Source organism: Serratia montpellierensis (assembly GCF_020858655.1).
Classification (GTDB): Bacteria; Pseudomonadota; Gammaproteobacteria; order Enterobacterales; family Enterobacteriaceae; genus Serratia; species Serratia montpellierensis.
This window is the reverse complement of sequence record NZ_VOSN01000018.1, coordinates 75,834-100,571: the sequence shown is the minus strand read 5'-3', so window position 1 is coordinate 100,571 and position 24,738 is coordinate 75,834. Positions and strand designations below refer to the sequence as shown.

23 protein-coding genes and 1 tRNA gene are annotated in these 24,738 nt (G+C 58.0%); 9 read left to right on the top strand and 15 right to left on the bottom strand.

The window, feature by feature from the left end; translation table 11 throughout:
• The first annotated feature begins 117 nt into the window (after positions 1 to 117).
• A tRNA-Arg gene (locus FUU19_RS18815) sits at positions 118 to 192 on the top strand.
• A gap of 93 nt (positions 193 to 285) precedes the next feature.
• Here FUU19_RS18815 and FUU19_RS18810 read toward each other — a convergent pair.
• From FUU19_RS18810 to FUU19_RS18795, 4 genes are all read right to left on the bottom strand, one after another.
• Positions 286 to 1,560, bottom strand: a complete 1,275-nt coding sequence (locus tag FUU19_RS18810) for a lactonase family protein (protein WP_230490626.1) — start codon at positions 1,558 to 1,560, stop codon at positions 286 to 288.
• Between the two features lie 20 nt (positions 1,561 to 1,580).
• Positions 1,581 to 2,381, bottom strand: coding sequence for a helix-turn-helix domain-containing protein (locus FUU19_RS18805; RefSeq protein ID WP_230490625.1), 801 nt, complete (start codon positions 2,379 to 2,381; stop codon positions 1,581 to 1,583).
• Positions 2,382 to 3,064: 683 nt separating this feature from the next.
• On the bottom strand, positions 3,065 to 3,223 hold the full coding sequence (locus FUU19_RS18800) for a hypothetical protein (RefSeq protein ID WP_230201404.1): 159 nt from the start codon (positions 3,221 to 3,223) through the stop codon (positions 3,065 to 3,067).
• 64 nt (positions 3,224 to 3,287) lie between these two features.
• A complete protein-coding gene (locus FUU19_RS18795; protein WP_230490624.1) occupies positions 3,288 to 4,259 on the bottom strand; it encodes a TIGR04086 family membrane protein in 972 nt (323 codons plus the stop codon).
• 227 nt (positions 4,260 to 4,486) lie between these two features.
• Here FUU19_RS18795 and FUU19_RS18790 point away from each other — a divergent pair, with 227 nt between their 5' ends.
• The 3 genes from FUU19_RS18790 to dsdC all read left to right on the top strand — a co-directional run bounded on the left by FUU19_RS18790 (position 4,487) and on the right by dsdC (position 7,771).
• Positions 4,487 to 5,983, top strand: a complete 1,497-nt coding sequence (locus FUU19_RS18790) for a helix-turn-helix transcriptional regulator (protein ID WP_230490623.1) — start codon at positions 4,487 to 4,489, stop codon at positions 5,981 to 5,983.
• A 134-nt stretch (positions 5,984 to 6,117) separates the two neighbouring features.
• Complete coding sequence (locus tag FUU19_RS18785; RefSeq protein WP_141967490.1) at positions 6,118 to 6,369, top strand: CsbD family protein; 252 nt, start codon at positions 6,118 to 6,120, stop codon at positions 6,367 to 6,369.
• A 472-nt stretch (positions 6,370 to 6,841) separates the two neighbouring features.
• On the top strand, positions 6,842 to 7,771 hold the full coding sequence (dsdC, locus tag FUU19_RS18780; protein WP_141967488.1) for a DNA-binding transcriptional regulator DsdC: 930 nt from the start codon (positions 6,842 to 6,844) through the stop codon (positions 7,769 to 7,771).
• Between the two features lie 11 nt (positions 7,772 to 7,782).
• On the opposite strand, the gene FUU19_RS18775 is transcribed toward dsdC, so the two are convergent.
• The 3 genes from FUU19_RS18775 to FUU19_RS18765 are packed head-to-tail and all read right to left on the bottom strand — an operon-like array spanning position 7,783 to position 9,349.
• Positions 7,783 to 8,085 (bottom strand): hypothetical protein, encoded by a 303-nt coding sequence (locus FUU19_RS18775; protein ID WP_141967486.1) that lies wholly within the window; start codon positions 8,083 to 8,085, stop codon positions 7,783 to 7,785.
• Positions 8,086 to 8,088: 3 nt separating this feature from the next.
• Entirely contained in the window at positions 8,089 to 9,012 is a 924-nt protein-coding gene (locus tag FUU19_RS18770; RefSeq protein ID WP_141967484.1) for a DMT family transporter, read from the bottom strand.
• Positions 9,013 to 9,058: 46 nt separating this feature from the next.
• Positions 9,059 to 9,349, bottom strand: a complete 291-nt coding sequence (locus FUU19_RS18765; protein WP_049200124.1) for a hypothetical protein — start codon at positions 9,347 to 9,349, stop codon at positions 9,059 to 9,061.
• Between the two features lie 396 nt (positions 9,350 to 9,745).
• Here FUU19_RS18765 and FUU19_RS18760 point away from each other — a divergent pair, with 396 nt between their 5' ends.
• Complete coding sequence (locus FUU19_RS18760; protein WP_025303743.1) at positions 9,746 to 10,897, top strand: porin; 1,152 nt, start codon at positions 9,746 to 9,748, stop codon at positions 10,895 to 10,897.
• A gap of 57 nt (positions 10,898 to 10,954) precedes the next feature.
• Here FUU19_RS18760 and mltB read toward each other — a convergent pair whose 3' ends face one another.
• A complete protein-coding gene (mltB, locus tag FUU19_RS18755; RefSeq protein ID WP_141967480.1) occupies positions 10,955 to 12,043 on the bottom strand; it encodes a lytic murein transglycosylase B in 1,089 nt (362 codons plus the stop codon).
• Positions 12,044 to 12,328: 285 nt separating this feature from the next.
• On the opposite strand from mltB, the gene FUU19_RS18750 reads away from it, so the two are divergent.
• On the top strand, positions 12,329 to 12,784 hold the full coding sequence (locus tag FUU19_RS18750; protein ID WP_141967478.1) for a DUF805 domain-containing protein: 456 nt from the start codon (positions 12,329 to 12,331) through the stop codon (positions 12,782 to 12,784).
• On the opposite strand, the gene pgaD is transcribed toward FUU19_RS18750, so the two are convergent.
• From pgaD to pgaA, 4 genes are read right to left on the bottom strand one after another with little or no spacing between them, the layout of a single operon-like run.
• Positions 12,781 to 13,221, bottom strand: coding sequence for a poly-beta-1,6-N-acetyl-D-glucosamine biosynthesis protein PgaD (gene pgaD, locus FUU19_RS18745; protein WP_019453806.1), 441 nt, complete (start codon positions 13,219 to 13,221; stop codon positions 12,781 to 12,783). The genes FUU19_RS18750 and pgaD overlap by 4 nt on opposite strands.
• The gene (gene pgaC, locus FUU19_RS18740; RefSeq protein ID WP_141967474.1) at positions 13,218 to 14,552 is read right to left on the bottom strand and encodes a poly-beta-1,6-N-acetyl-D-glucosamine synthase; all 1,335 of its coding nucleotides are present in this window, start codon (positions 14,550 to 14,552) and stop codon (positions 13,218 to 13,220) included. The genes pgaD and pgaC overlap by 4 nt, the downstream gene beginning before the upstream one ends.
• Positions 14,549 to 16,555: a poly-beta-1,6-N-acetyl-D-glucosamine N-deacetylase PgaB gene (gene pgaB / locus FUU19_RS18735; protein ID WP_197834038.1), complete on the bottom strand. Its 2,007-nt coding sequence runs from the start codon at positions 16,553 to 16,555 to the stop codon at positions 14,549 to 14,551. The genes pgaC and pgaB overlap by 4 nt, the downstream gene beginning before the upstream one ends.
• Before the next feature lie 10 nt (positions 16,556 to 16,565).
• Entirely contained in the window at positions 16,566 to 19,022 is a 2,457-nt protein-coding gene (gene pgaA, locus FUU19_RS18730) for a poly-beta-1,6 N-acetyl-D-glucosamine export porin PgaA (RefSeq protein ID WP_230490622.1), read from the bottom strand.
• A 581-nt stretch (positions 19,023 to 19,603) separates the two neighbouring features.
• Between pgaA and FUU19_RS18725 the strand changes: the two genes are divergently transcribed.
• Both FUU19_RS18725 and ypdK read left to right on the top strand, forming a co-directional pair.
• Complete coding sequence (locus FUU19_RS18725; protein WP_230490621.1) at positions 19,604 to 20,041, top strand: type II toxin-antitoxin system HicB family antitoxin; 438 nt, start codon at positions 19,604 to 19,606, stop codon at positions 20,039 to 20,041.
• A gap of 556 nt (positions 20,042 to 20,597) precedes the next feature.
• A complete protein-coding gene (gene ypdK / locus FUU19_RS18720; protein ID WP_099782600.1) occupies positions 20,598 to 20,672 on the top strand; it encodes a membrane protein YpdK in 75 nt (24 codons plus the stop codon).
• A 66-nt stretch (positions 20,673 to 20,738) separates the two neighbouring features.
• Here ypdK and FUU19_RS18715 read toward each other — a convergent pair whose 3' ends face one another.
• The 3 genes from FUU19_RS18715 to FUU19_RS18705 all read right to left on the bottom strand — a co-directional run bounded on the left by FUU19_RS18715 (position 20,739) and on the right by FUU19_RS18705 (position 23,262).
• Entirely contained in the window at positions 20,739 to 21,263 is a 525-nt protein-coding gene (locus FUU19_RS18715; RefSeq protein WP_197834036.1) for a cytochrome b, read from the bottom strand.
• Between the two features lie 110 nt (positions 21,264 to 21,373).
• The gene (gene alaC, locus FUU19_RS18710) at positions 21,374 to 22,603 is read right to left on the bottom strand and encodes an alanine transaminase (protein WP_016926818.1); all 1,230 of its coding nucleotides are present in this window, start codon (positions 22,601 to 22,603) and stop codon (positions 21,374 to 21,376) included.
• A gap of 119 nt (positions 22,604 to 22,722) precedes the next feature.
• Positions 22,723 to 23,262, bottom strand: a complete 540-nt coding sequence (locus FUU19_RS18705) for a GNAT family N-acetyltransferase (RefSeq protein WP_230490620.1) — start codon at positions 23,260 to 23,262, stop codon at positions 22,723 to 22,725.
• 168 nt (positions 23,263 to 23,430) lie between these two features.
• Here FUU19_RS18705 and FUU19_RS18700 point away from each other — a divergent pair, with 168 nt between their 5' ends.
• Entirely contained in the window at positions 23,431 to 24,675 is a 1,245-nt protein-coding gene (locus FUU19_RS18700) for a DUF1479 domain-containing protein (RefSeq protein WP_141967462.1), read from the top strand.
• Positions 24,676 to 24,738: the final 63 nt, after the last annotated feature.

Sequence of the window (24,738 nt, the reverse complement as noted above, 5' to 3'; positions counted from 1 at the left end):
AGCCGAGGAAATTTCGGCGCGAACTGGCGAGGTATTGAGCAAACGCGCCGCTAAGCGCTTATTCTGCGGGTAAAAAAAGGTATAATGCCCCGGCAGCTTCGGTTGCCGGTCCGCAGCGTCCCCGTAGTTAAACGGATATAACAAGCCCCTCCTAAGGGCTAGTTACTGGTTCGATTCCAGTCGGGGACACCATTCTTTCTCATCAAGCCATTCCCCATCATCTGCACCCGCAATTCCCCTTTTCCCCTGTTCAGACCCGGTTTCTCCCGCGCCTTATGATGGGCACTAATTAAAAAACTTAATATCCGTCGGCGTTGAAATCGCCGCCGCTTCACCTCTGGCCTGCAATTCGCCCTTCTCATCATCGAAATCGAACAGCATAACGGTGTTGGTGAACACATTCGTGACATAGAGGTAGCGGCCGCCGCCATCGAAAGCGAGCGCACGCGGCTCAATGCCGCCGGCCTCATAACGCGTAGGCACGCCTGGCAGACCGTCCCTACCTATTTTTAATACCAGCAGGTGGTTATCGGTACCGCGATGGGTGGCAATAAGATATCTGCCGCTCGGGCTCAGGATAATGGCCCCACCGCTTTTCGCCTCCGCCGAATCGAGGCCGCCGTTCAGTTTCACTTTCCCTCTCAGAGTCAATCGATTGTCGTTAACGGCAAACGCCTCGATCTCACCCGCCATTTCAGTGATGACATACGCATATTCGCCTTCTGGCGAGAACACCATGTGCCGTGGACCGGTGCCGGGCGCAAAGCCAACATCGCGCGAAGCATCCGCCTGCAGCGGCTGCGCGTTATCCGGGCGATAACGGTAGGCGTGCAGCTTATCGCCGCCGAGATCCGCCGCGTACAGGTATTGGCCATCGCGGCTGAAGGTGGTGGAGTGCGCATGCCCGCCTTCCTGGCGCCCCTGCACGATGCCGGAGCCGGGTATAAACGGGTAATGCTGCACGCGTTCACCCAGTTTGCCGTCGCTGCGAATCGGCAATACCGTCACCCCCGCGCCGCCTTTAGCAACGGAGTAGTTGGCGACAAACAGAAACTTGCCGTCCGGGCTGAGTGTGGCATGCGTCGGCTGCCGACCCGCGCTGATCACCGTATTCAGCACCCGCAGGCTGCCGTCTTTGTCTATCGCCAACGCAGTGACCGTTCCCGCATCCTCTTCATTGGTGACATAGGCGAAACGGCCATCGCGGGATGTTACGACCCATGACGGGCTTTTCATCTTAATCACATTGAGCAACGTTAACGTGCCGTCGCCATTTACCCTCAGACGATAGAGCCCTTCACTGGGGTGCGCCGGTTTCTGCACCGCAGGCGCATCCGGAATATGGGTCCAGGTGCCGACTAACGCTATTTGATGAGGTTCCCGATTATTTGCCATCGCATTTCCTGAAAACATGAGGAGCGTTAATGCCAGCGCTAATTGAATAGCCTGCCTGCCTAAACCTTTAACGTTCACTCTGCCAAAGGCAGGCAAAGTTAAAGGTAGCATAAAGAGCGCACGGTGGTGTTTATTAATCGAGCCAGAGGGTTTATCTATACTCATGATGCCTCCTTTCCTCAACACTACGCCACAGGAATAAGTATATCGACATTGATGATCTTACTGTTTAAATGCTCGGGCCTGTATAATTCGATAAAAAAGCTCTCCCTCATTTTGACATTAATAGCCGGCAGATGGGCGTCATAGATACCCTCAAAAAAGGCAATATACTCAGGAAGCTCCCCTATAAAGGGAATAACAATATACTTCCCCATAGGTATATAGAAGTTAAATATGGAATGAAAAACCTCTTGCTCCTTGCTGGAGGCATATGCTCTCCCTCCTTTTCTTTTTTCTACGCTATAAGCCCTTCCATTTTTGCCTAGCCATTTATCATTCGTCTGGGTAATTTCACTGGCATCTCTGTACTTCCTTACGGAGTGGAAAATCAATGCTTTGTACTGCTTCAACATCTCGATATCATCCGGCATGACCGTATGATAAAAATAGGGTTTATTGTCGCTGCCATACGGTGGGATCTGGGTGGAGAAATCCCATCCTCGGCTGTTTCTAAAGCTGTTGGGCGTTTCGCCAAAAAAACGTTTGAATGCCCGCGTGTAGCACTGCTGAGAAGCAAAGCCCGATGCCAGAGCGACATCCAATATGTTACCTTGATGCTGTTTGAGCAAGACAGCGGACCGGCTCAGTTTTCTATTCCTGATATACGTCCCTAACGTAATGCCAAAATAGTGTTTAAACAACCGTTGCAAATGCCATTTAGAGTAACCTGAGATTATGGAAACCTTCTCAACGGAAAGCCCCTCTATAATATTTTTCTCCATATACTCCAAGACCTGTACAAGAATATCTTTTCTATAATCCATGAGCGCTCCCTGTCTTTATAAAAGTCGTGTCCTTTTTATTAAAATCGGCAACCTCTCAAATCAAGTCATTAAGATTAATCCTAAAAAAAACCACCTTGTCAATGCAATTTTTTCGGCATAGGAAAAGTCATCATATAAATAACTGAAAATGATCATGTTATATAAATGCGCTTGCGAAAAACCCGTGAATAAAAAATGCCTCATGCAAAGTGCATCCATTAAAGATGCACTTGCTCGGCCAAGGCGAATCACACTTTATGTTAATTGTTTTATCTTAAAGTGTTTTTTCACACCCCCGCGGCATGACCAAATAGGAATTTCATCATTACAAATTAAAATGCATTTTATAATCAGACCGATTGATGAAATTTATTGAGACTAATGAGTAAAAACATGCGCCGTGGTTGAAAAAAGATAGAGGTAGACCCATTGCCTGAACATCAGGCCAGATAATCACAGTTCGTAATGGCGCGTTGCTTTTATCTCTTTTCCAACACTGCGAGGGACCGATATTTTAACATATCTTGCTCAATGCCCTATTTTACCCTCCACGCCAATTGGGAGCGCCACTTATGCCCCGCTCTTCCCTCGTAACAGTGCCGTGTCTGATTGCGCTGTGCTTTGTTGCCACAGCACAGCAAAAAGCCCGGCTTTACGAGCCGGGCTTTTCATCAACGGACTGATTAATCCGCCAGGTTGTCGATCTCTGCGGACCTGTGCTTACGCAACAGATACAGCAGCAAAGACACCCGCCGCTCGGTGCGTTCCGGGGTATCCGGCGGCAGGTTGTAGCGCAGGGTATAGCGCTCGTTGTTCTCATTGCAAAAATCGATGACGAGCACGGGAGCAGAGGCTCCCGCCACTTTTCGATAATTCAGCGAGATACACGACAGATTTTTTTTCATCTCAACTCACCGCGACAGTGCGGCGGGTTGATTCGGCAATCCGCCCCACGCCGGCGCTCAGCGCGGCGCCCAACAGCAGCACCAACAGTGAACCCCACGCGGCGCGAGACAGCTGTCTGGCCGCTTCATCGGCCGCTTCACGCGCTTTCTGCTCGGCCTCGGCCTTGAGTTTTTCCACTTTCTGCACCGCCTGCTGGTAAGCCTGAGCGTAGTTATCGACGATTTGGCTCGCTTCATCGCGGCTCTTGCCGGTACGCGCCGCAACGATATTCACCAACGCATCCTTGTCGGCCGCGCTCAGCGTCGGCTCACCGGACTGCTTGACGCGGTCGAACCACTGCTTAAGCTCGGATGCGGCCTGCTCCGGATCGGCAGCCGCGTCCATGGCTGATTGTTTGCCGTCGGCGGTCGCTCTATCGGCCTTCTGTTCTAACCGAGCCGGATCCAGTTCCGGCTTACCGGTCTGCTTGAGCGTGGCGTTCAACTGATTTTCCAGGCTTCCCCAGTCAAGGCTAATGCCCTTTTTATCCAGCTGTTGCTTGAGGCCTTCACCCACGTTTGGCGCTGCCGCCGCCAGGCCGCTGCCCGCCAGCGAAAGCCCTTTGCCCACCGCGCTGCCCGCCAGCCCTACCACGCCACTCGCCAATGAAACCATCAGCCAGGTGGTCAGCAAGGTGGTGATCGCCCAACTCAGCAGGCCATGCAAACCGCCGCGGTTCGGCGCGGTGCGTCCGGCGACGAACGCGCCGGCGGCCAGCGATGCCAACGAGGAAACCAGCAGCCAGATCCCGGTGCCGGTGCCAAAGCCGCTCAGCGGATTGCCCTTTTGCATCATATCCACGGCCTGGGCGCCAATAGCCGTGCCCAGCACGCTGAAGATCAGATAAGTCACCAGCGCCACGGCACTCCCGGCCAATATCGAGCCCCATGACACCTGAAACGCAAAGCGATTTGATTCATAGACAGTGGTCATCGTTGTTCCTTATATTTTCTGGACAAGTGATTGCACGCACGGTGGATCACCGCGCAGACAAATTCAGTCTGCCGCGCGGCGTCATCGGCCGTCCCGGTTCATTTGCGCCAGAATGACTAGTGCATTCACACCCTGCGAATACGCACGTTATGCACTAAGCTGCTCAGCGAGTAGCGTAACCCGCGGCCCCGTCAGAGGTCGCTCCCCTTCTGTCTAGCGGAGAGCACATGAACCCATCCGTCCTGGCCAGCGAAACCCACCGCGGCCACCTGCAGCAAATCATCTCCGGCTTGTCCGACGGCGTGATCCTGACGGATACCGATCAAACGCTGCTCTGGGCCAACGAGGCCGCGTTGGCGATGCACGGCGTGAGCCACCAGAAAGCCCTGGGGGCCAATGCCGACGAGTACGCGGCGCGTTTTGCCCTGCGTTATCGCAACAATCACCCGCTGGCGCTGAAACAGTACCCGCTGAACCGGGTTGCCGATGGCGAAACCTTCACCGACGTGGTGGTGGAGGTTCGGCAGGTCGACGATCCGGAGAGTTTCTGGGTGCACCGCCTGCGGAGCCTGATTATCACCGATGCGCAGGGGCAGCCGGAGCTGCTGGCGCTGATCCTGAGCGACGCGACGGAGTGGGCCAGCGCCGAACAGCGCTTTGAAAAAACCTTCAACGCCAATCCGGCGCCGGCGGTCATTTGTCGGCTCAGCGATCTGCGTTACGTCAAGGTCAACCAAGGGTTCCTTGATATGACCGGTTACCAGCGTGAACAGGTTATGGGACGTTCGGTTTATGAACTCGACGTTTTGGAACAGGCAGAGCGCAAAGAGCTGGCGGTTCAGCGCCTGGGGGAAGGCGCCACTATTCCGCAGATGGAGGCCGAGCTGAAACTGCCCGGCGGAGGAAGCAAGCTGGTGGTGGTTGCCGGTCAACCGCTGGATATCAATGAAGACGACTGCATGCTGTTCACTTTTACCGATCTCGAGCCCCGGCGCCTGGCGGAATCGGCGCTGCGAGAAAGTGAAGAGCGGTTCGCCAAGGCATTTCGCCTGAGCCCGGTGCCGACGCTGGTGTGTACCGCGCACGAGCGGCGCGTGCTGGACGTCAACGAAGCATTCACCCGCACTACCGAGTACGACGCCGAAGCGTTAATCGGCAAAACGGTCGGTGAGATCCAGTTTATTGACGATCCCGAGGCGAACCGCCGTTTGTTTGCCGCACTGGAAAAAAGCGGCAACGTTGAAGGGCTGGACATCCAAGTGCGAAAGAAAGGGAACGAGTTAATCGACTGCGTGGCCTCGGCGGATGCCGTCAGTATCCATAATGCGCCCTGCTACCTGCTGGTGCTCATGGACATTACCGAACGCAAACGCTCGGAGCTGGAGCTGGTCAATGCCATCGAAGAAGTAATGCAGGATGCCTCGTGGTTCAGCCAAACCCTGATCGAAAAACTGGCCAACGTGAAAAGCATCAACCGGCCCGACCAGGCCGGGTTTGCCGCCAGCGATCTCACGCCGCGCGAGCGCGATGTGCTGGAATTGATTTGCGAGGGGCTGCCGGACAAGAAAATCGCGGCGCGTCTCAATCTGGCGCTCAACACCATCCGCAATCATGTCGCGACGGTCTATTCCAAACTCGGCGTGCACAGCCGCAGCGAAGCCATCGTCTGGGCCAGAGAGCGCGGGCTGTTTACCGGCGGAGCAGCCTCCAGGAACGGCAAATAACCTGCAAATGCACTATCCGCACCAATGCAAACGCCCCTTATGAGCGCAGAGTGAAGTGCATAACATGGAGGTGCAAATGCAGGCTTTCGCCCTGTGCGAGAGCCAAACGGATCGAACCTTAGGAGCGCATCATAATGAACAGCGAAAAAGCCAATGGCATGATGGAAAAAGTGGCAGGCAAAGCGCAGGAAATGGCGGGCGATGTCACCGGAAACGAACGTTTGCAGGCCGAAGGCGCCACGCGCTATGCAGCGGGCGCGCTGCAAGAAAAATTCGGTGACGCCCTGGGCTGTGCCGGCAGCATGATGAAGAAAAACCCCCTCGCCGCATTAGCCCTCATTGCCGGCGCAGGTCTGTTGACCGGCCTGCTGCTGCGCCGCCGTTGATGCGCGCCGACCAGCACACCGCTTTTCACTGAATGTCGCGCCCGGCAGGTCACCACCGGGCGCGGTTCTTTTCGGCCAAAGAGCGAACATGCGATCTTATCGATTTATTCATCCGTTGCGCCGGCAATGATGACTAACGGGTACTCCGCGTCGTCACGACGGAGAATTATTGTGACTAAGCCGTTATATCCCTTATTAAATACGAGCCTTTATCGTTCAGGCTGTCGCATACCGTCATTACTCGCCGTTTAACAATGCGTCATTTTATTATATTCATCCTATTCCTGATTATCATCAGCGTCTCAATCAAAGCGCCCACCGGCTGTTATTTCCGGTTTTTATACGCTTCATCGGCCTATCATCAACATCGCTAAAACCGTCAGTTTAAAAACCGACTCTATCAGTCAATCTGGGTTTATCCCTCTCTTCATTAGATGTTAATATTGGCGCATTGCGCGCACGGAGAAATAGCATGTTCCCCAGTAAAAAACATTCACAGCGGGCCACCCCGCTCACCAGCTATCAATTTTCTCGGCTGCATACTTTCGAATGCGTCGCCCGCCATTTATCTTTTGCGCTGGCGGCGCAAGAATTGTCGATCACCCCGAGCGCCGTAAGCCACCGCATTAATTTGCTCGAAAAAGAATTGGGCTTTCTGCTATTCCAGCGCTTTCATCGCAGAATTACCCTGACGCCGGAGGGCGAGCGCATGCAATGGGCGCTGAACAGCTCGTTCAACACCTTGAACCAGGAAATTCTGGACATCAAAAATCGCGAGTTGACGGGGACATTGACCCTCTACTCGCACCCGTCTCTGGTGCAATGTCTGTTGTTGCCGCGCATCGGCGACTTTATCGCCCAGCACCCCACCATTCACCTCAACATTTTGACCGGGCAGGAAATCATCAACCTGGCCAACCGCGGCGTGGATCTGGCGATGTACTTCGGCAAACTGCCCTCGGGGCGGCATCTGGACGAGGCCTTTATGCAGGAATCGATGGTGCCGATTTGCACGCCGCAGTACGCCGCCGCACATAACCTGTACGATGCGCCGGAAAACCTGGTCCACTGCACGCTGCTGCACGATCGCTACAACTCCGGCGAAGATGAGTGGCAAACCTGGTCGCAACACTTTGCGCTGGGGCTGGATACCGACAGTAAAAGCATGGAGTTCGACCGTTCCGATCTCGCGGTGCTGGCCGCCACGCGGCACCTTGGCGTCGCCATGGGGCGGCTTAATCTGGTGCAGGACTGGATCAAAAGCGGCGAGCTGATCATTCCGTTCACCGATATGACCGTGCCCTGCGAGCACTGCTATTTTACCTCGACCATTTCCGAGCGGCAGTGGCCCAAGATCCTCGCATTTAAGCAGTGGATCATGAAAATCTCCCCTCTGGTCTGATGGCCAGAGGGTTAGCGCTCTACTTTGGGGGAATAAGAAAAATGCAGCGCGCAGGCGTAGAGCCGGCCGGCCTTTGAATAAGAGATGTATTTGCGGCTTTTATCCCAAGCCAGCAGGGAGTTATTGGCAAAATAATAAACCTCCAATTGCATCCCATTCGCCAACCTCGACCAGCCTCGGCTTCTTATCACGGTAAAATCACCGTTATCGCTGAGCGTAATCAGCGGCACGCCCCAGGCATAGCGGGATATTTGCAACTGAATAATGAATTGGCTTTCGCAGCTTATTTGGTAGTTCTGTACATCAACATCCATAATTTATATTTTTGGTGCCACCCTTCGGTCAAAATAAATAAGATATGAACAACTCACCACGATTAACCCCAGCACGATCAGCACGGCCCCCAATACAAACTCAATTTGCAGCGGTTCGCCGAGAATGACGACCCCCGCCAGGATGCCGAATACCGGCGTCATAAAGGTGAGAATGCCCAGCGAGGAGGCCTGATAACGGCGCAGCAGTGAAAACCAGATCAGGTAGCTGAAAAACGACACGATCACCGTTTGGAACAGCAGGCTGCTCCAGGCCACCGGGCTCAGGACGACGTGCAAATTGTCCGTCGCTATCGCCAACAGCGACAGCAGTACACTGGCGCCCATCAACTGGAACAGCAGCGTCTGTTTGGCCGGGCACTCCGCCAGGCGCGTGGTACGGATCACCAGGGTAGAACCACCCCAGGCGATCCCCGCCAACAGGCCATAGAAATCGCCTTTCAGCCGATCGGCTCCGCCGCTTCCCTCAGCCATGCCCGATATGGCCAGCACCACGCCGCCAAAGGCGATGAGCATGCCCAGCCACTGCACCGGTGACAGGCGCTCCTGAGGAAGGCGAAAATGCAGGCCGAGGGCAGAAAACAGCGGCGCGGTGTACAAAAACACCGCCATATGCGAGGCGCTGGTGTAGCGCAGCCCTTCGGAGACAAAAAAGAACTCCAGCGCGAACAATGCCCCTACGCTCAAACCGGCGCTCAGCGTGGCGCGATCCCAGGTGAAACACTCACCGCGGCAACGCGCCAACAGGTATACCCCCAGCGCGGCAAGGCCCGAGCGAATGGCAATTTGCAGCACCGCCGACACATCCTGCTCGGCGGCCTTGATCGCCACCTGCTGCATCCCCCAGATGGCGCAAAGCATCACCATGGCGGCGGCGGCCCTGCCGTCAATACCGACTCTTGCATTCATAATAGGATTCTCGCCGTCGTTGAAATAATAACAGGCTACCGTCGAATTATTCTTTATACACCACGATTTCCTGATAAAGCTTAATAACCTCACCATCGCTGTCTACGGAGTCGGTATATTCAGTTTGCTGCGCTAAATGAATCACCCTCCATCCTTTACGCGCCAGTTCCGGGATCGTCAGGCGCCCCACGCCGCGGCAGGTAAACAGGGTGTCGTCAGATAGCCTGAGTTTACTAACCTCCGCATAATCATAGGCTTGAGAATGGCAAACGTGCGACTCCGCCGCCATCGCCGGCAGTGAAAATAGCCCCACTAACAACATTAACAGGTTTCTCATGGCGACCTCCCAATCGCTTATTCCTGCCGGCCGATTACGCAGAAATGGCTAACGTTAATACGGTGGTGACAGGTTGAAATTAATTATCTCTTGCAAGACTGAAATTACAGGCAGGTGCCGGTGACTGACAAATGAAAAATATAAACCTTAGCGTTAAATGAATTCATCCGAATCGAAAGACATAAATAATGCCCCTTTTCACCGCACGAAATGGTCAAAAACCGGCCAATAATTAGCAAGAAAAGTAATTATTTATCTCACCGTTTATGTTACAAATGCCGCCCGCCGCTAAAACACCAAAAAAAACCGTCAAAATGCGTGAAAACGCAGCGTTCTGCGCAAAACATCGGCATGGCGGCGCTGATGGGACGGTCATACATAAAACAGGGATAACATATGGCAATGAAATTGCGCGTAGTGACTCAAGCGGTGGCGCTGGGTCTGGCGATCGGCAGCGCGTCGTTCGCCGCTCAGGCAGAAATCACTCTGCTGAAGCAAGATCCACAGGCCGGCGATCCGCTCAGCCGCCTGAACTTCACCGTTGGCGGCAGCATCCGTCCGCAGTTCAACAACATGACGGGCGACGGTGACAAGGGCTCCTACAAGCGTAACGGCTTCGATGGCGGCACCCGTTTCCGTTTCGCAGCGGACTACTACCTGTTCGACGATATCAGCTGGATCAGCTACTACGAGCTGGGTGTGAACATTCCGGCGCTGTTTGACTGGGATCACCACTATGCCGACGGCGCGAGAAACACCAGCCGCCGTATGCTGTATACCGGCCTGAAAAGCAACACCTGGGGCCAGATGACCTTCGGTCAGCAAAACAGCGTTTACTATGACGTGGTTGGCGCCAAGACCGATATCTGGGACTACGACATGCTGGCCCAGGCACCGGGCAACGGCATCAACGGCGACTACGACGGCTCTTACCGTTCACGCAAAATGCTGAAGTACAAGAACCGCTTCGGCGATGCGGACGTTTACGCCTCGTACCTGTTCAGCGACAGCGACTACCTGCCGGGCAACGGCCTGCGTTATAAGCGCAAAGGCGGCGGCTCACTGGGCGTGGATTACCACATTACGCAGGATCTGACCTGGGGTACCGCCTGGAACTACACCCGCGCCGAAATGCGCAACCCGTCCACCAGCGGCAGCAAGAGTTATGACCAGAACATTTTCGGTACCGCCATCAGCTGGAAACCGGACAACTGGACGCTCACCTTCGGCGGCGGTTACTACAACGACTTCCTGACCACCAAGAAAGCCGACGTCAATAATTACTTCGCCGGCGATGCGTGGGGTATCGAATACCTGGCCGGTTATACCGTGCCGGTGGGTCAGTATGCCGTGAAATCGGTGATGCCGTACTTCATGGGCGACCGCCTGGAATACATCAGCGGCCGCAACTATCAGCGCATCGACAACGGCCTCGGGGTTACCGTACAGTTTGACTACGGCTTCCGCGTTGACGTAGAGCACGTGCTGACATCGAGCACCGACAACCTCGGTGATATGACCGTGGTGCGTCTGCGTTACGATTTCTGATTGCTCAGAACGTAAAAAAGGCCGCGTAAGCGGCCTTTTTCGTTGATTGAAGCAGCGTCAGAAGCCGCCGCGCGCCGAGCGCCCTACCGCTTCGCCCAGTTGCCACACCGCCATGGCGTAGTGGGTACTGTGGTTGTAGCGGGTGATGGTGTAGAAGTTCGGCAGGCCGTACCAATACTGGTAGCCGGTGCCGACGTCCAGCCGCAGCAGACTGGCTTCCTGATTATCACCGAGCGATCCCTGCGGGCTTAGGCCGGCTTCAGCCAGTGCGGCGACCGAGTAGCGAGTCTTGAAGCCGTTTTCCAATCCCGGCGCCTGGCCGTTGGCCTGAATGGCGACCGGCTCGCCTTTAGACCAGCCGTGCGCCTTGAAGTAATTGGCCACGCTGCCGATGGCATCGACCGGATCCCACAGGTTGATATGCCCATCGCCGTTGAAGTCTACCGCATAGCTTTTGAAGGAAGAAGGCATGAACTGCCCATAGCCCATTGCACCGGCGAAAGAGCCGCGCAGCTCGAGCGGATCGTCACCTTCGGTGCGCGACATCAGCAGGAAGGTTTCCAGCTCACCGGCGAAGTAATCGGCGCGGCGCGGGTAGTCGAAGGCCAGCGTCGCCAATGCGTCGATAATACGGGTTTTACCCATTACGCGGCCCCAGCGGGTCTCCACGCCGATAATCCCCACAATGATCTCCGGCGGCACGCCGTACACCTGCCAGGCACGCTGCAGCGCATCCTGATATTGATTCCAGAACACCACGCCGTTTTGCACGTTATCCGGGGTGATGAACTTGTTGCGGTAGCGCAGCCAGGAGCCGTTCGGCCCGGTTGGCCCCTGGGTAGACGGCGTCGGCGCCTGCCTGTCCATCAGCCGCAGCACCGAATCCAATCGCCGAGCCTGCGCCAGCACGTCGTGCAGCTGCTGCCGGTCAAACCCGTGTTCCTGCACCATCTTATCGATAAAGCGTGCGGTATTCGGGTTATTGGCGAAATCCCCTCCCAGCGGTGCGCCGCTGTGCGCCGGGCTCAGCAAAAAGCCGCCCTTTACCGAGGTGCCCTGCGGCGTAGCGGTGGGACTGGGTTTCGGCGTGCTGCTACAGGCAGCAAGCAAGGTAATCAGCGGTAAAAGCGCAACCAGGTGACGCATCGGATATCCATATAGCCATGCAAGAGATAAGTGGGAGTTATGTTAATGCATTGTTCAATGCGAACAAACAGGATTATGCCGCCAATTACCGCGTCAGGTAGCCAAACGTGCCAAATTGTGACGTTTTGCACGGTGAAAGGACGCCCGGTGCGGCCACGCAGAATCTTAACCGCAACTAAATGAGAAAAATTATCACCTTGACGCCCCCGTTTACCCCGCTAAAATGCCCGGCTGCTTGCCATTCGGCCACCGCCGGGCGGCCAATGATGACGACAACGGACTGTGATGGAATCTCTCGGACAACTCGCCAAAGACCTATACCATGGGCGCATCTCGCGCAAACCCTTTGTTTTCTCGCTGGCGATCTTCGCCGTCGGCATCGTGTTGCTGTCGTTTCTGTCGACCTACCTGGATAAAAACCATTTTCGCGCCCATGCGCACGGCGATACCGAAGAATTCGTCTCGGTGTTGCTGTACCTGCTGTGCATCATGGTGTGGGCGCTGTTCTGTTTTGGCCTGGTGACGTGGTTTATGGCCAAAACCGCGTTTCGGCTCAACGATATCGGTCTGCCCGGTTGGGCGCTGGCCGTGGCGTGCTATGTGTGCTCGGTGCTCAACAACTACTCCCCCGGCCCGGTGGCGCGCTGGCTGCCGCTGTTCAGCCTGGCCGTCATGATCTGCGCCCTGCTGTTGCCGCCGGGCGGGCTGCGCCGCAAGCCGGACGGCAACGCTGGCGATTAACGCAGCTGCACCACCTTGTTCGCTGCCGGTTCGGCCGCCGTCAGCCTGCCGCTGACCTGGCTGATGCCGCCGCCGCTGTTATGGGACACCACGGCGATCGGCAAACGCCGCAGCTGCCGGGTCAGCTCCGGTGTGATATAGCCGATGTGGGTGTTCTGTTGCTGTTTCCGCCAGCGGCCGGCCGCCCTGCGGCGGGAGAAATACTGGTTGTATTTGGCCCAGGCGATCAACGTGACGGCATTGAACAACGCCACAATGATATACAGCGAGATCACCTCCAGCAGCGACAGGGCGGAACCCACCCCGTGCTGATCCATCACCGACATCAAGCCGCGGCTGAACAGATAAAGGAAGCCGCACCAGGCGAAAAGCGTCAGCAGGCTGTCTACCACGCGCGGCAGCAGGCCGCGTTCGGAATAAATCAGGACGTCCGTCATTCTTTGATCCTCCCAATGCCCCGATCGGGGCTGATCCAGCGCGCACGCCCGCGCCGAGCTTTCAACATCACTTTGGAAAACGCCACCAGCGTGGTCAGCAGGCTGAGCAGCCAATACACCAGCGGATACCAGATGATCCAGAACAGCGAGCGGCCGAAGCCCTTCTCATAGCGCTTCTCCAGCAGCAGGCTGACGGTGAACTGCAGCAAGCACACCACGCCCAGCACCAGGCCGGTAAACGCCGGCGTCAGCAACGAGTGAATGCGGATGCCCTCCGGCAGCGGCACCGCCAGCCCGACCAGGAAAATCAGCACGCTGACCAGGTAAGTGAACGCCCACAACGTGGAGAGGCAATACTCGGCGAACAGCAGCCACATATGCCGGTGCTCCCAGGCCCACAGGTTGCGCAGATTCTTTAAAAACACCTCGGCGCCGCCCTGCGCCCAGCGCAGACGCTGCTTCCACAACCCGCGCAGGGTCTCCGGCATCAGGATCCAGCACAGCGCCCGCGGTTCGAAGAAAATAGCCCAGTGCTTGAGCTGCAGCTTCCAGCTGATGTCGATGTCTTCGGTGATCATGTCCTGGCTCCAGTAGCCGACATCGGTAAGCGCTTGCTTACGAAACGCGGCCACCACGCCGGAGATGGTGAACAGGCGGCCATAGACGCGCTGCGTGCGCTTGATGAGGCCGATGATCGACGAGAACTCACCGACCTGGATGCGGCCGATCAGCGTGGAGCGCGTGCGGATGCGCGGGTTGCCGGTCACGGCGCCGACGTGCGGATTGGCCAACAGCGGCGCCACCAAATAGGCTGCCGCATCGCGATCCAGCAGCGCATCGCCGTCGATGCACACCAGATACTCGCTGCGCGCCGCCGCCGCGCCCGCCTGCAGCGCGATCGCCTTGCCCTGATTTTGCGCCAGATGGATCACCCGCAGACGGGGGAACTCCAGCGTCAACTGGTCCAGCACCTCGGCGGTGTCATCGCTGGAGCCGTCATTGATGGCGATCACTTCGATATTTTCATAGCGCTGCGCCATCGCCGCCGAAATGGTTTCACGCGCGTTCAACCCTTCGTTGAAACAGGGGATCAGCACGCTGATCGACGGGTTGCCCGGCAGCGCCGGCGCGGGCATGTCCGGGCTCCAGCGCCAGTGGCGCTCGCGGTGCAGCCAGAAATAGATGCCGCCGGCGATCCAGATACCGGACATGAACAGCGGCCAGAAGAACACAAAGTTGAGCAGCATTTCGCCGGTAAACAGCAGGACGATGCCGAAAGGCACGCTCAACACCAGACACAGGATAAATAAGGCAATTAAACGATCGGTCATGGCAGTGGGAACCAGGCTGAGGACAACACCGGGCGAACGGCATCCAGCTTAGGCCGATCGTCGAGGAAGTTGTCGGGGTAATAACCAAAGCTCTGAGCGCCATTGCGCTGCAGGCGACGCATCCATTCGGCCAGCAGTTGACCGTCATCCAGGCTGATCCGGCGCTCCTTGCGCCAGTCGACAGCCTGCAACTCAAACACCGTTTTATCGAGCGCGCCGGGGTAAGCGGCCACTTTACCCACCAGTTGATCCAGCCAGCGACCGCTGTCGGCGCGCGGCACGTTTTCCATCAGCGGCATCGCCATCGGTGCTACCCAGTCGTAGGCCTGCAGGAAATCCGCTAAATTCTGGCCGAACCAGGCTTCGCTGGCGGGATCGAGGACCGGCATCGCATAGATGTTGCGCGCGGTTTGCACCTGCGGGCCGCGGATCGCCCGCACTCGCTCGGTCAGCGACTGGGTAAACGCGATCAGTGCCCGGCTCTTGAAGCGTGTCCAGCGCGCCATCGCCTGCGGATCCTGACGTATCGCCGCCACCGAATCGGCGAAGCCGGCCTGGCGGTAGGCCGCAACGGCGTCGGGGCCGGCGTCCTCGAAGTCCGACAGCAGGGCATCGTCGTGGAACAGGATCCCTTTAAAGGTGGCGTGGGCCGCCAGATCCTCGTAGATCTCACCGATGCGCTGGCGCGCCACCGGGCTGAACGGCGACAGGCGGCGGTACTGCTTGTCGTCTACCGACAGCTGCCCGCTTTGCGGATCGAGGCGCTGTACGCGCGGCACGTCAGATCCCAGTTCGAACGCCAGCACCGGCATCCAGGCATATACGGCCACGCCGGTGCGCGAAGAGAGCTGCCAGGAGACCCGGTTGAACAGGTCGGCCTTCATCGGCAGCCAGCGGTTGGGGAAATAGAGCTCACGCACGTTGCCGTCGCCTTTTGGATCGGCGAACGCCTGCAAGAAAACGGTATTGATGCGCAGGTCGTAGATGCGCTGGATCAGCTTGTCGAGGTTTTTGGCCTGCTGCTGTGGATCGGGATCGTAGAGGTAGTCGAGATCGACGTGCGCCACCCGCATGATCTGCCGATTCTGTATTTGCGTCAGTTGCTGAGCGAAGCTCGTCAACGACGGGTTGCCGGCCACCAGCATGCGCGGCACGTTCTCAGGCGCGTTGACGTCTCCCAGCCCGTTCTCCAGCGTCAGCGCCATGCGGTAACCGTGCTTGCGCGCGATGTCCAGCGCCACCCCGCCGGCCGCACCGTACGGCCAGACCCACACGCGCGGCGCCTTGCCGGTGGTGGCGGTGATACGCTGGGTGATCAGCGCCACGTCCTTCTCGATGCGTTGGCGGTATTCCGCCTCACTTTCGTAGCGGCCCTGTTTGGCGTCGTACAGCCGATTGGCGACCGCCGGTTCGGTATTGCCCTGCGGGTTGGCGATGCCGCCGTAATGCGAAGCGTAGGTGTGCGCGCCGATCTCCACCAATCCGGAGTCCGACACTTCCCGCACCTGCTGCCAGGTGAGGAAGCGATCGCGCGGCGTCATCAGGCCGCCGAAATCGACCGGCTTGCCGGCCGGTGCATCCAGCCAGACGCCGACCGGCGCCAGCACCGCCGGCCAGTTGTAAGCCTTCAGCAGCGGGAAGACCCGGCTGTAGAAGCTGCGGTAGCCGTCGTCGAAGGTCAGCAGCACCGCCTTGTTCGGCAACGCCGGTCCGCCGTTTTGCGCCTGCAGGATCTGCTCGACCGACACCGGCTGGTAGCCGTTTTGCTTCAGCCAGGCGAACTGTTCGTTAAGCGCGCTGGTGCGCACCGACATGTAGCGCTGGTCCGCCGCGCCGTCTTCCACGTCGTGATACGCCAGCACCGCGTAACGGTTGGCCGGCCACGGGCGTTCCATCGGCCCCACGGGGCGCTCCGCCGGTGGCGTGAAGCGCGGCACATCCGCCTGGCTGCAGGCGGTGGTCAGCAACGCGGCCAGCACTAAAAGCGAGGATCGAATAAGCATGATGATTCCTTTAAAAACGATAATTCAGATCAAACGTCACGCCGATGTTTCGCTCGCGTTTGCCGTCGTAAGGATGCTTCTCAAACTGCAGCATCGCGCCGGCGTCCAACACCCCGTTCCAGCTGACACGCTGGCCGTAACCCAGCTGAGTGATCGGCTTGCGCGCATAGTCCCGCTGCCAATAGCTGCCGGCGCCGGCCTGGAACTGCTGGCTCCACTCGGTCTGATAATGGCGATACAGGGTGTGATCGAGCGTTAACGATGGCAGCAGCGTGAAGTCGCGCTTCGGGTTGTAATACGGCACGTTCTCCTGGCTGTTGCGGCTGCCGGACAGCGTCAGGTTCATGTCCAGCCGATAACGGGCGCCGGCGAGCAGCCGCTGCCGCCCTTCCAGGCCGTATTCCAGCCGGTTGTTGCCGTCCGAAAAGTGCGAAGGCGCCACGCTGGCGCGCAGCTCGCGGCTTTCGTTCTGCTGCCAACGCAGCCACAGGTTGCCGCCGTTGGCGCTGATGCCGTTGGTTAACGCACGCAGCGGCGTCTCGGCCGACAGCCGCGCCACCGAACCGCCGAGGCGCCATTGATCATTCAGGTCATACCAGGATGAGAGGCGCAGGCCGAGCTCATTGCCATGGCCGTAGTTGCGGTTGGCCACCTCGGCCTCCAGCCACAGATCGCGCGACCGCCACTCGGCGCCGGCGCTGAGATCGCGGTTGATGCCCTTGCCCTCCTCGAACTGGCCGGTGCTGAATCCCCAGCCGGTGAACAGTCGCCAGTTGTCGTCGATCGGCGGTGAATAAAGCGCGGTGTGGATACCGAAATCGTGGCTGCCGCTGACCGGCCCGTCGGAGTCGATGCCCTGATTGCCGCTGATGCGCAGTTCAGACATGTGGTGAATGCGGCGCGAACGTTCAAGCTGCTGAGCGGCGACGCTTTCCGGCGCGCGCTGGATGACGTCGTCGGCCAGCAAATCCAGCTGACGCCACTCCTGCAACTCCTGCGCGACATAGCCCTGTTGGATCTCCAACGGCAGGCTGCGCGGCTCCAGCCCTTCCACCTGCTTCAGCTCATCCTCGGCACGGCGCGGCCAGCCACGCGCCAAATAAACGCTGGCCAATGAGATACGCAGCCCCTGATTGCCCGGCGCCGTGCGCGCCAGAGGGGTCAGTTGCCGTTCGGCCTCGGCCAGATCGCGTTGATAAACCCGCGACTGCGCCAACAGCGATTGGCCGACCAGCCAGTCATCGTTGTAGGCCAGCGTCGGCAGCTGGTACAGGCGGGTCGCGTAGGGATAGCGCTGGCTGACGCGCTGCGCCAGCAACGCCGCCTGATCGATGCGTTCGTTCTCCGCCTGCGCGTAAAACAGATCGGTTTCGTCTTCGGCGGTCACCGCCTTCGGCGCGGCGGCGTTCAGCCGGCCGAAAATGGCCTGCGCCTTGTCCGGCTGCTGCAGATAGAGGTAGGCGGACGCCGCCCAGCGCTGGGCATAATCCGGCACCGTACGCCCTTCCGCCTGCAAGGTTTGATACTCGCTCACCACGTCGGCCATTCGATAACGCGCCAGCAGCGCACCCAGGCGATCGATACGTGCCTGTTGGTAGCTGTCCTGCGCCTCCGGCAGCGGCCGCCACTGCGTCAGCAGTTGGTCATAGCGCACCAGCGCGCGGTCGGCAATGACGAAGCGTTCCTGTTCGCCGCGAGCATCGATAAACGACAGCCGCACCAGCTCGGCGGCTTCATCCGCCTGCAGGCGCCGCTGCTGCGCGGGCGGCAATGCCAGCCCTTGGCTTTCACGCAGCGCCGGATCCGCGACCCGATTCGCCGCCAGCAGCGTCACGTAATAAGCCTGAATACCGGTGTCAGACGGCGCCAGCGCACGGGCGTGGGTAACGTTTTCCAGCGCCGCCCAGCTGCGGCCGGCGGCCTGGTCCACATAGGCGCGCGTCAGATACCACGTCGCCGGCTCCAGCAGCTTCTCCGCTTTGGCCACTTCCGTTTGCGCCTGCGCATCCCGTCCGGCATCCGCCAGCGTCATCACATAGCCGCGCTGCAGACCGCCGTCGGCGGGAGCGAGCTGCAACGCCGCACGCCACAGGCGCAGCGATGGCTGCCACTGTTTCAGGTTGCGATAGGCGCGAGCCGCCGTCGCCAGACTGGCGCTATCCCGCTGCAGCGCGGCGCCGTCAGCACGCCAAAGCGCGACCACCTCTTCGTCGTGGCCGGCCCAACCGGCCACCTGGATATAATCGGCTCGCTGCTGCAGGCTCAACCCCACCTGAGCACGCCGCTGCGATAAATACGCCAGCACCGGCGCGGTATCGCCCGATCTGGCCTGACGGATCAGCGCGTCATAGCGTTCATCCGCCAGCGCGGCGGCCGGCAGGGATAAACCGATAAGCAGCAATGACGCTGCATATTTGATAGCGCGGCGTTCGGTAAAGCGTAATGAACGCGAGTTAACTTTAGGCACGAGGTATTCCTTTAATCCGTGAGCAGCTGTCCTGGCAAAGTGGAAATGCGAGCAGGCACCCGAAAAATCGGCTAAGGCCGTCGGGTAATAAGCATGGAGTAATGAATATTTCAGTCTGGCGCACGCTTAAATAGAATCGAATGCGCCTTTGCCTAAAAAGAGTATTTTATAAAGCTGCCAATGAATACCGCAGCCAGGTGATATCTGCCTGAAACTGTAATTTCACAATTGTTAATAAGTGAAATGAAAAAAATTAAATCAATAAAAATCAACCATATGTATTTTTATCATGATCAATATTCTTATCCCTCCCCTTCCATGTGAAATTGTATAAAAACCGGGGTGATATTTGATTTTAATTCTCATTATCACCCATCAACAGAGATATTAATCCAAGCGCGTAATTAAATAATCTTTCTTCCCGGAAAAAATAATAAGAATATTGCTCACAATAAAATTAAATTTGCCTGCTAATAATTATTACTTTCAATTTAAATTCCCCCACGGCTACGTTCATGCTGGCTATCTCTCGGGCATGCCGTCACAATAGCGCCTCATTCAGGTTTCAATCAGGGATTGCCATGTACAGCCACTACCCCGCCCATTACACCTTCGACAGCGACACCGACGCCTGGCAGATCGGTTTCCACGACTTCCCCGAGTGGCAATCTGCCTGCTATAAACGCGAAGACATCGAGCTGGAAGCGCAGGAAAGCCTGCTGGCCGCCATCGCCGCCACGATGGATGAAGGCCTGCCTCTGCCCGCCCCTTCTCCTGCGCAAACCGATGACTTGAAAGTACACCTGCCGGCGCTGGTGGCGCTGAAGATCGAGCTGCACAACGCCATGCTGCGCAAAAACACCGGCAAAGCAGAGCTGGCACGCAAGCTAGGATTCAACGGCGGGCAAATGGAGCGGTTGCTCGATATCGGCTACGCCTCGAAGGTTGAAGCGTTGGAGCAGGCGCTGTATCTGCTGGGCTACGAAGTGCGCGTGACAATAAGTGAAGTTTGCCAATAAGTTAGCGGCAGGTAAGCGAAATATTATCCGATGGGGCTAAATCTTCCCCATTTTGCGCCGATATGATCGATACCTAATCACTTGTCGCAACAACGAAGGCTAAAAATGGAGTGGAGTCGCCGTCATATCTGGGCCGTTATTCTGCTGTCTTGTCTCGTTTTTTGGGTCATTTTGGCGACCGGCATCAACGCCGTCGCTTGAGCGCCTGCACCGCATTGAATACCCCGATTTTAAAACCCCGCAGCGGCAGGCTACTTCCTGTCGCTTGCCCATAAAAAGCGTTATAAAACAGTCCGCGCTGTGCAAAAAACAGCCGAAAATTGTGATCAAAAACACAGTATTGAAATCAGACCAGTATTGAGAGTACATTAGCGCCGATCCTGTCGCGGTTCGGATTTTACCTCACGGAGCATGAGGCGCGACAACCGGACAACCTGTACGTAGGGCCGTTGTTCTTTCATTTGGAAGAATCCGCCCGACAAGCAGGTTGCCCATAAAATACTCAGCACAACAATCGGGATCATTGCTGGCGAGGACTCCAGACAGGAGTTGTTCAGTGAAATATTTTTTGATGGGCGTGTCATTCATGCTGGTTGCCTGGGTTGGCACCTTCATGTTGATGGTTGCCTGACGGTAGCCAGACCAGGAACACAGCCAAAGGGACGCGCAAGCGTCCCTTTGTCGTTTCTGCTGACGATCATTTGCCCGGCATCATGCGGCGCAGGGTGTCGTCTTTACGCAGGTAGTGATGATACAGCGCCGCCAGCGCATGTGCGCCAATGATAAAGTAGCCGATGTTCGCCAGCGTCTCATGAACCGTTTTAACCAGCTTGCGCATCACCGGATCCGGCGTCACCCATTGCGGCACCGGCCAGCCCAGCAAAGACCACGATTTCCCGCCGTAGGCCAGGGTTAACATGCCCAGCAGCGGCAACATCAGGAAGACCACGTACAGCAGCCAATGGAAGATCTTGGCGCCTACCTCCTGCCACTCCTCCAGCGGCGGCGTGGTCGGCGGCGTCGCGTGGAAAGCGCGCACCGCCAACCGAATCAGCATCAGGGCAAAAACCGAAGCCCCAAAATTAAAGTGCAGATTTTTGACCATCGGCGCCCACGCTTCCGGCACCGAATCTTTCAGCAACATCGCCGCATAGGTGAGGATCACCATCAGCAAAGTCAGCCAATGTAAAACGATTTGCGATCGCGCGTAGCGGTTGCTCATACACTCTATCCAAAAAATAAAATTCAGCGTAATTGAGCATAATGGGGAAATGATGAAGAAAACCTTGGGACGGAAAAAATAAGGCCGGGCGAACGCCCGGCCTGACAGGATTATTTGGCGCTGCCGGCCTTGCCCGGTTTCAGCAGCCCGTCCGCGCGGAACATCGCCTTGATGCCGCGCACCGCCTGGCGGATGCGATCCTGATTCTCGATCAGCGCGAAACGCACATGGGTATCGCCGTAGTCGCCGAAGCCGATGCCCGGCGAGACGCAGACCTTGGCTTCCGCCAGCAGGCGTTTGGCAAACTCCAGCGAACCGAGGTGGGCATAAGGCTCAGGAATTTTCGCCCATACGTACATCGACGCCTTCGGGTTTTCCACCATCCAGCCGGCCTCGTGCAGCCCCTTCACCAACACGTTGCGGCGCTGCCGATACTGCTCGGCGATATCGCGCACGCACTGCTGATCGCCTTCCAGCGCGGCGATGGCCGCCACCTGCAGCGGCGTAAAGGTGCCGTAGTCGTGATAGCTCTTGATGCGCGCCAGCGCGCTGACCAGTTCAGGGTTACCGACCATGAAACCGATACGCCAGCCGGCCATGTTGTAGCTTTTCGACAGGGTGAAGAACTCCACTGCAATGTCTTTCGCCCCCGGCACCTGCATGATCGACGGTGCTTTCCAGCCGTCATAGACGATATCGGCATAGGCCAGATCGTGGATCACCAGCACGTTGTACTGCTTGGCCAGTGCCACCACCCGCTCGAAGAAATCCAGCTCTACGCACTGGGCGGTCGGGTTGGACGGGAAGCCGAGGATCATCATTTTCGGACGCGGAATGGTTTCCCGAATGGCGCGCTCCAGCTCACCGAAGAAATCCACGCCGTCCACCAGCGGCACCGAGCGCACCTGGGCGCCGGCGATCACCGCGCCGTAAATGTGGATCGGGTAGCTGGGGTTCGGCACCAACACGGTGTCGCCGTGATCGAGGGTCGCCAGCATCAGATGCGCCAGCCCCTCTTTCGAACCGATAGTGACGATGGCTTCGCTTTCCGGATCGATATCCACCTGATAACGATCGGCATACCAGCGCGAAATCGCGCGGCGCAGGCGCGGAATGCCGCGCGAGGTGGAGTAACCGTGGGTGTCGTCGCGCTGGGCGACGGCGCACAGTTTTTCCACGATGTGCGGCGGCGTCGGGCCGTCGGGGTTACCCATGCTGAAGTCGATAATATCCTCGCCGCGACGGCGTGCGGCCATCTTCAGTTCGGCGGTGATGTTGAATACATAAGGGGGAAGGCGTTCAATGCGCGTGAAACGGCGCTGTGGACTGTTATCAGCCATAGGGGATTCCTCGATAGACGTTAGCGCCCGGACCGTCCGAGCGACGCAGGCCAGCGAACTGACCGAATATCGAACATAGCGCAGCGCCGACGAGCTTGTCGATACCCGGCGCGATATTTTTATTTGCCGCCCTGAAACTCCGCCGCCAACAGCCCGAACAGCCAGTCGTCACACCACTGCCCCGCCAGACGGTAGTTGTCGCGCAGCGTGCCTTCCAGCTGAAAGCCGCACGATTCCAGCAGCCCGCGCGAAGCGAGATTGCCCGCGGTCACGGTGGCGGTCAGCTTATGAAAGCCGCAGGCGTTCACCGCAAAATCCAGCACCGCCCGCAGCGACTCCTTGCCATAGCCCTTGCCCTGCCCGGCAGGCAGACTCCCGTATCCCACTTCCGCCTGCCGATACGGCACCCACTGCGGGCGAAAACCGGTAATGCCCACCGCCTCTCCGCAGTGCTTCTCACGCATCACCAGACACAACCACTGCTCGCCGTGTTTGTCCCAGGCCGGCAGCCGAGCCTCAAACCGCTCGCGGATCGCCGCTTCGCTGAGCGGATCGGCGATATAGCGGATCACATCAGGATCCTGGTAAAGGCGCAGAAACATCGGCCAGTCCTCGGCGGTTATCGACTGCAAGATCAGGCGTTCAGTGACCAGCTTCATAAAATCTCCGAAAAACGAAAAAGAGGAACTTACGAATGAAAGATATCTCTTTATTTTCCCCGATGGGTTGCCGATAATCATTCACGTTAAAACCACAAAACCATAACGTCTTGCCCGATTCCCTACAACTGCCCGCCGCCGTTATCCACGCGGCACCAGGAGAACACCATGGCCTCTTTAGTCATCGACGATATTCCGCAGGCGATCGTTAACGTCAAACGCCAGCTGCGCCAGGCATTGCCGAACTACCGCGACGTATTTCTGGCGCTGGAAGAGAACATCCGCGGCCAGGTCGAACAGATCCGCCGCGAGCTGGCCGCCGGCCACAATCCGGTGCCGCAGATCGACGCGGAAGATATCCTGCAGCAGCGCGTCAGCGAACAGCAAATAGCGCTGATCAAACAGCGCGGCGCCTGCGCCATTCGCGGCGTGTTTCCCCGCGCCAAGGCCGAGGACTGGAACCGGGAAATCGGCGACTACCTTGAGCGTAACAACTTCGTCGAGCGGTTGAAAAACGCCGCTGAAGACAACTATTTCGGCAAGCTGGCCGCCAGCAAACCGCAGATCTACGGCATCTATTGGTCGAAACCGCAGGTCGAGGCGCGGCAGGATGCGCGCATGCATGCGGTACAGGTGTTCCTCAACAGCCTGTGGGCCACCGAGAGCAACGGCAAACAGCATTTCGATCCGACCCGCGTCGCCACCTACGCCGATCGCACCCGCCGCCGCCCGCCGAACTCCTCGTCGCTGGGCCTGTCGCCGCACGTCGACAGCGGCACCATTGAGCGCTGGCTGGACGAAAACTTCCGCTATGTCTATCGCCACGTTTTCTCCGGCGACTGGCAGCAGTACGATCCCTTTGCCGCCGACGGCCGCACCGAGGTGCGCGAGATAGCCTCCCCGGCGGTCTGCTCGATGTTCCGCACCTTCCAGGGCTGGACGGCGCTGACGCCGCAGCGCACCAACGCCGGTACGCTGAACCTGGTGCCGATCGCCAACGCCATGGCCTATGTGCTGCTGCGCGCGCTGCAGGACGACGTCGCCGACGACGATCTGTGCGATGCGGCGCCGGGCCGCGCGCTGTCGATCTCGGAAAAGTGGCATCCCCTTTTATTAAGTGGGATTTCCCCTATTCCCGATCTGGAGCCGGGCGACACGGTCTTTTGGCACTGCGACGTGATCCACGCGGTGGAGAACGAGCATAACGGCGAGTTCGACAGCAACGTGATGTACATCGCCGCCGCACCGGGCTGCGCGAAAAACGACGCCTATCTGCAGCGCCAGCTGCCGAGCTTTATCGACGGCAGAACGCCGCCGGACTTCGCCCCCGACGACTTCGAGGTGGATTTCGACGGCCGCGCCACCGTCGACCTGCTGACGCCGCTGGGCAAAGCGCAGCTCGGCATAGGCTGATCCCCCGCCCGTGGCGCACGCCACGGGCCCCTTTCGCTGTGGTATACTGCCGCCATCCGTAGG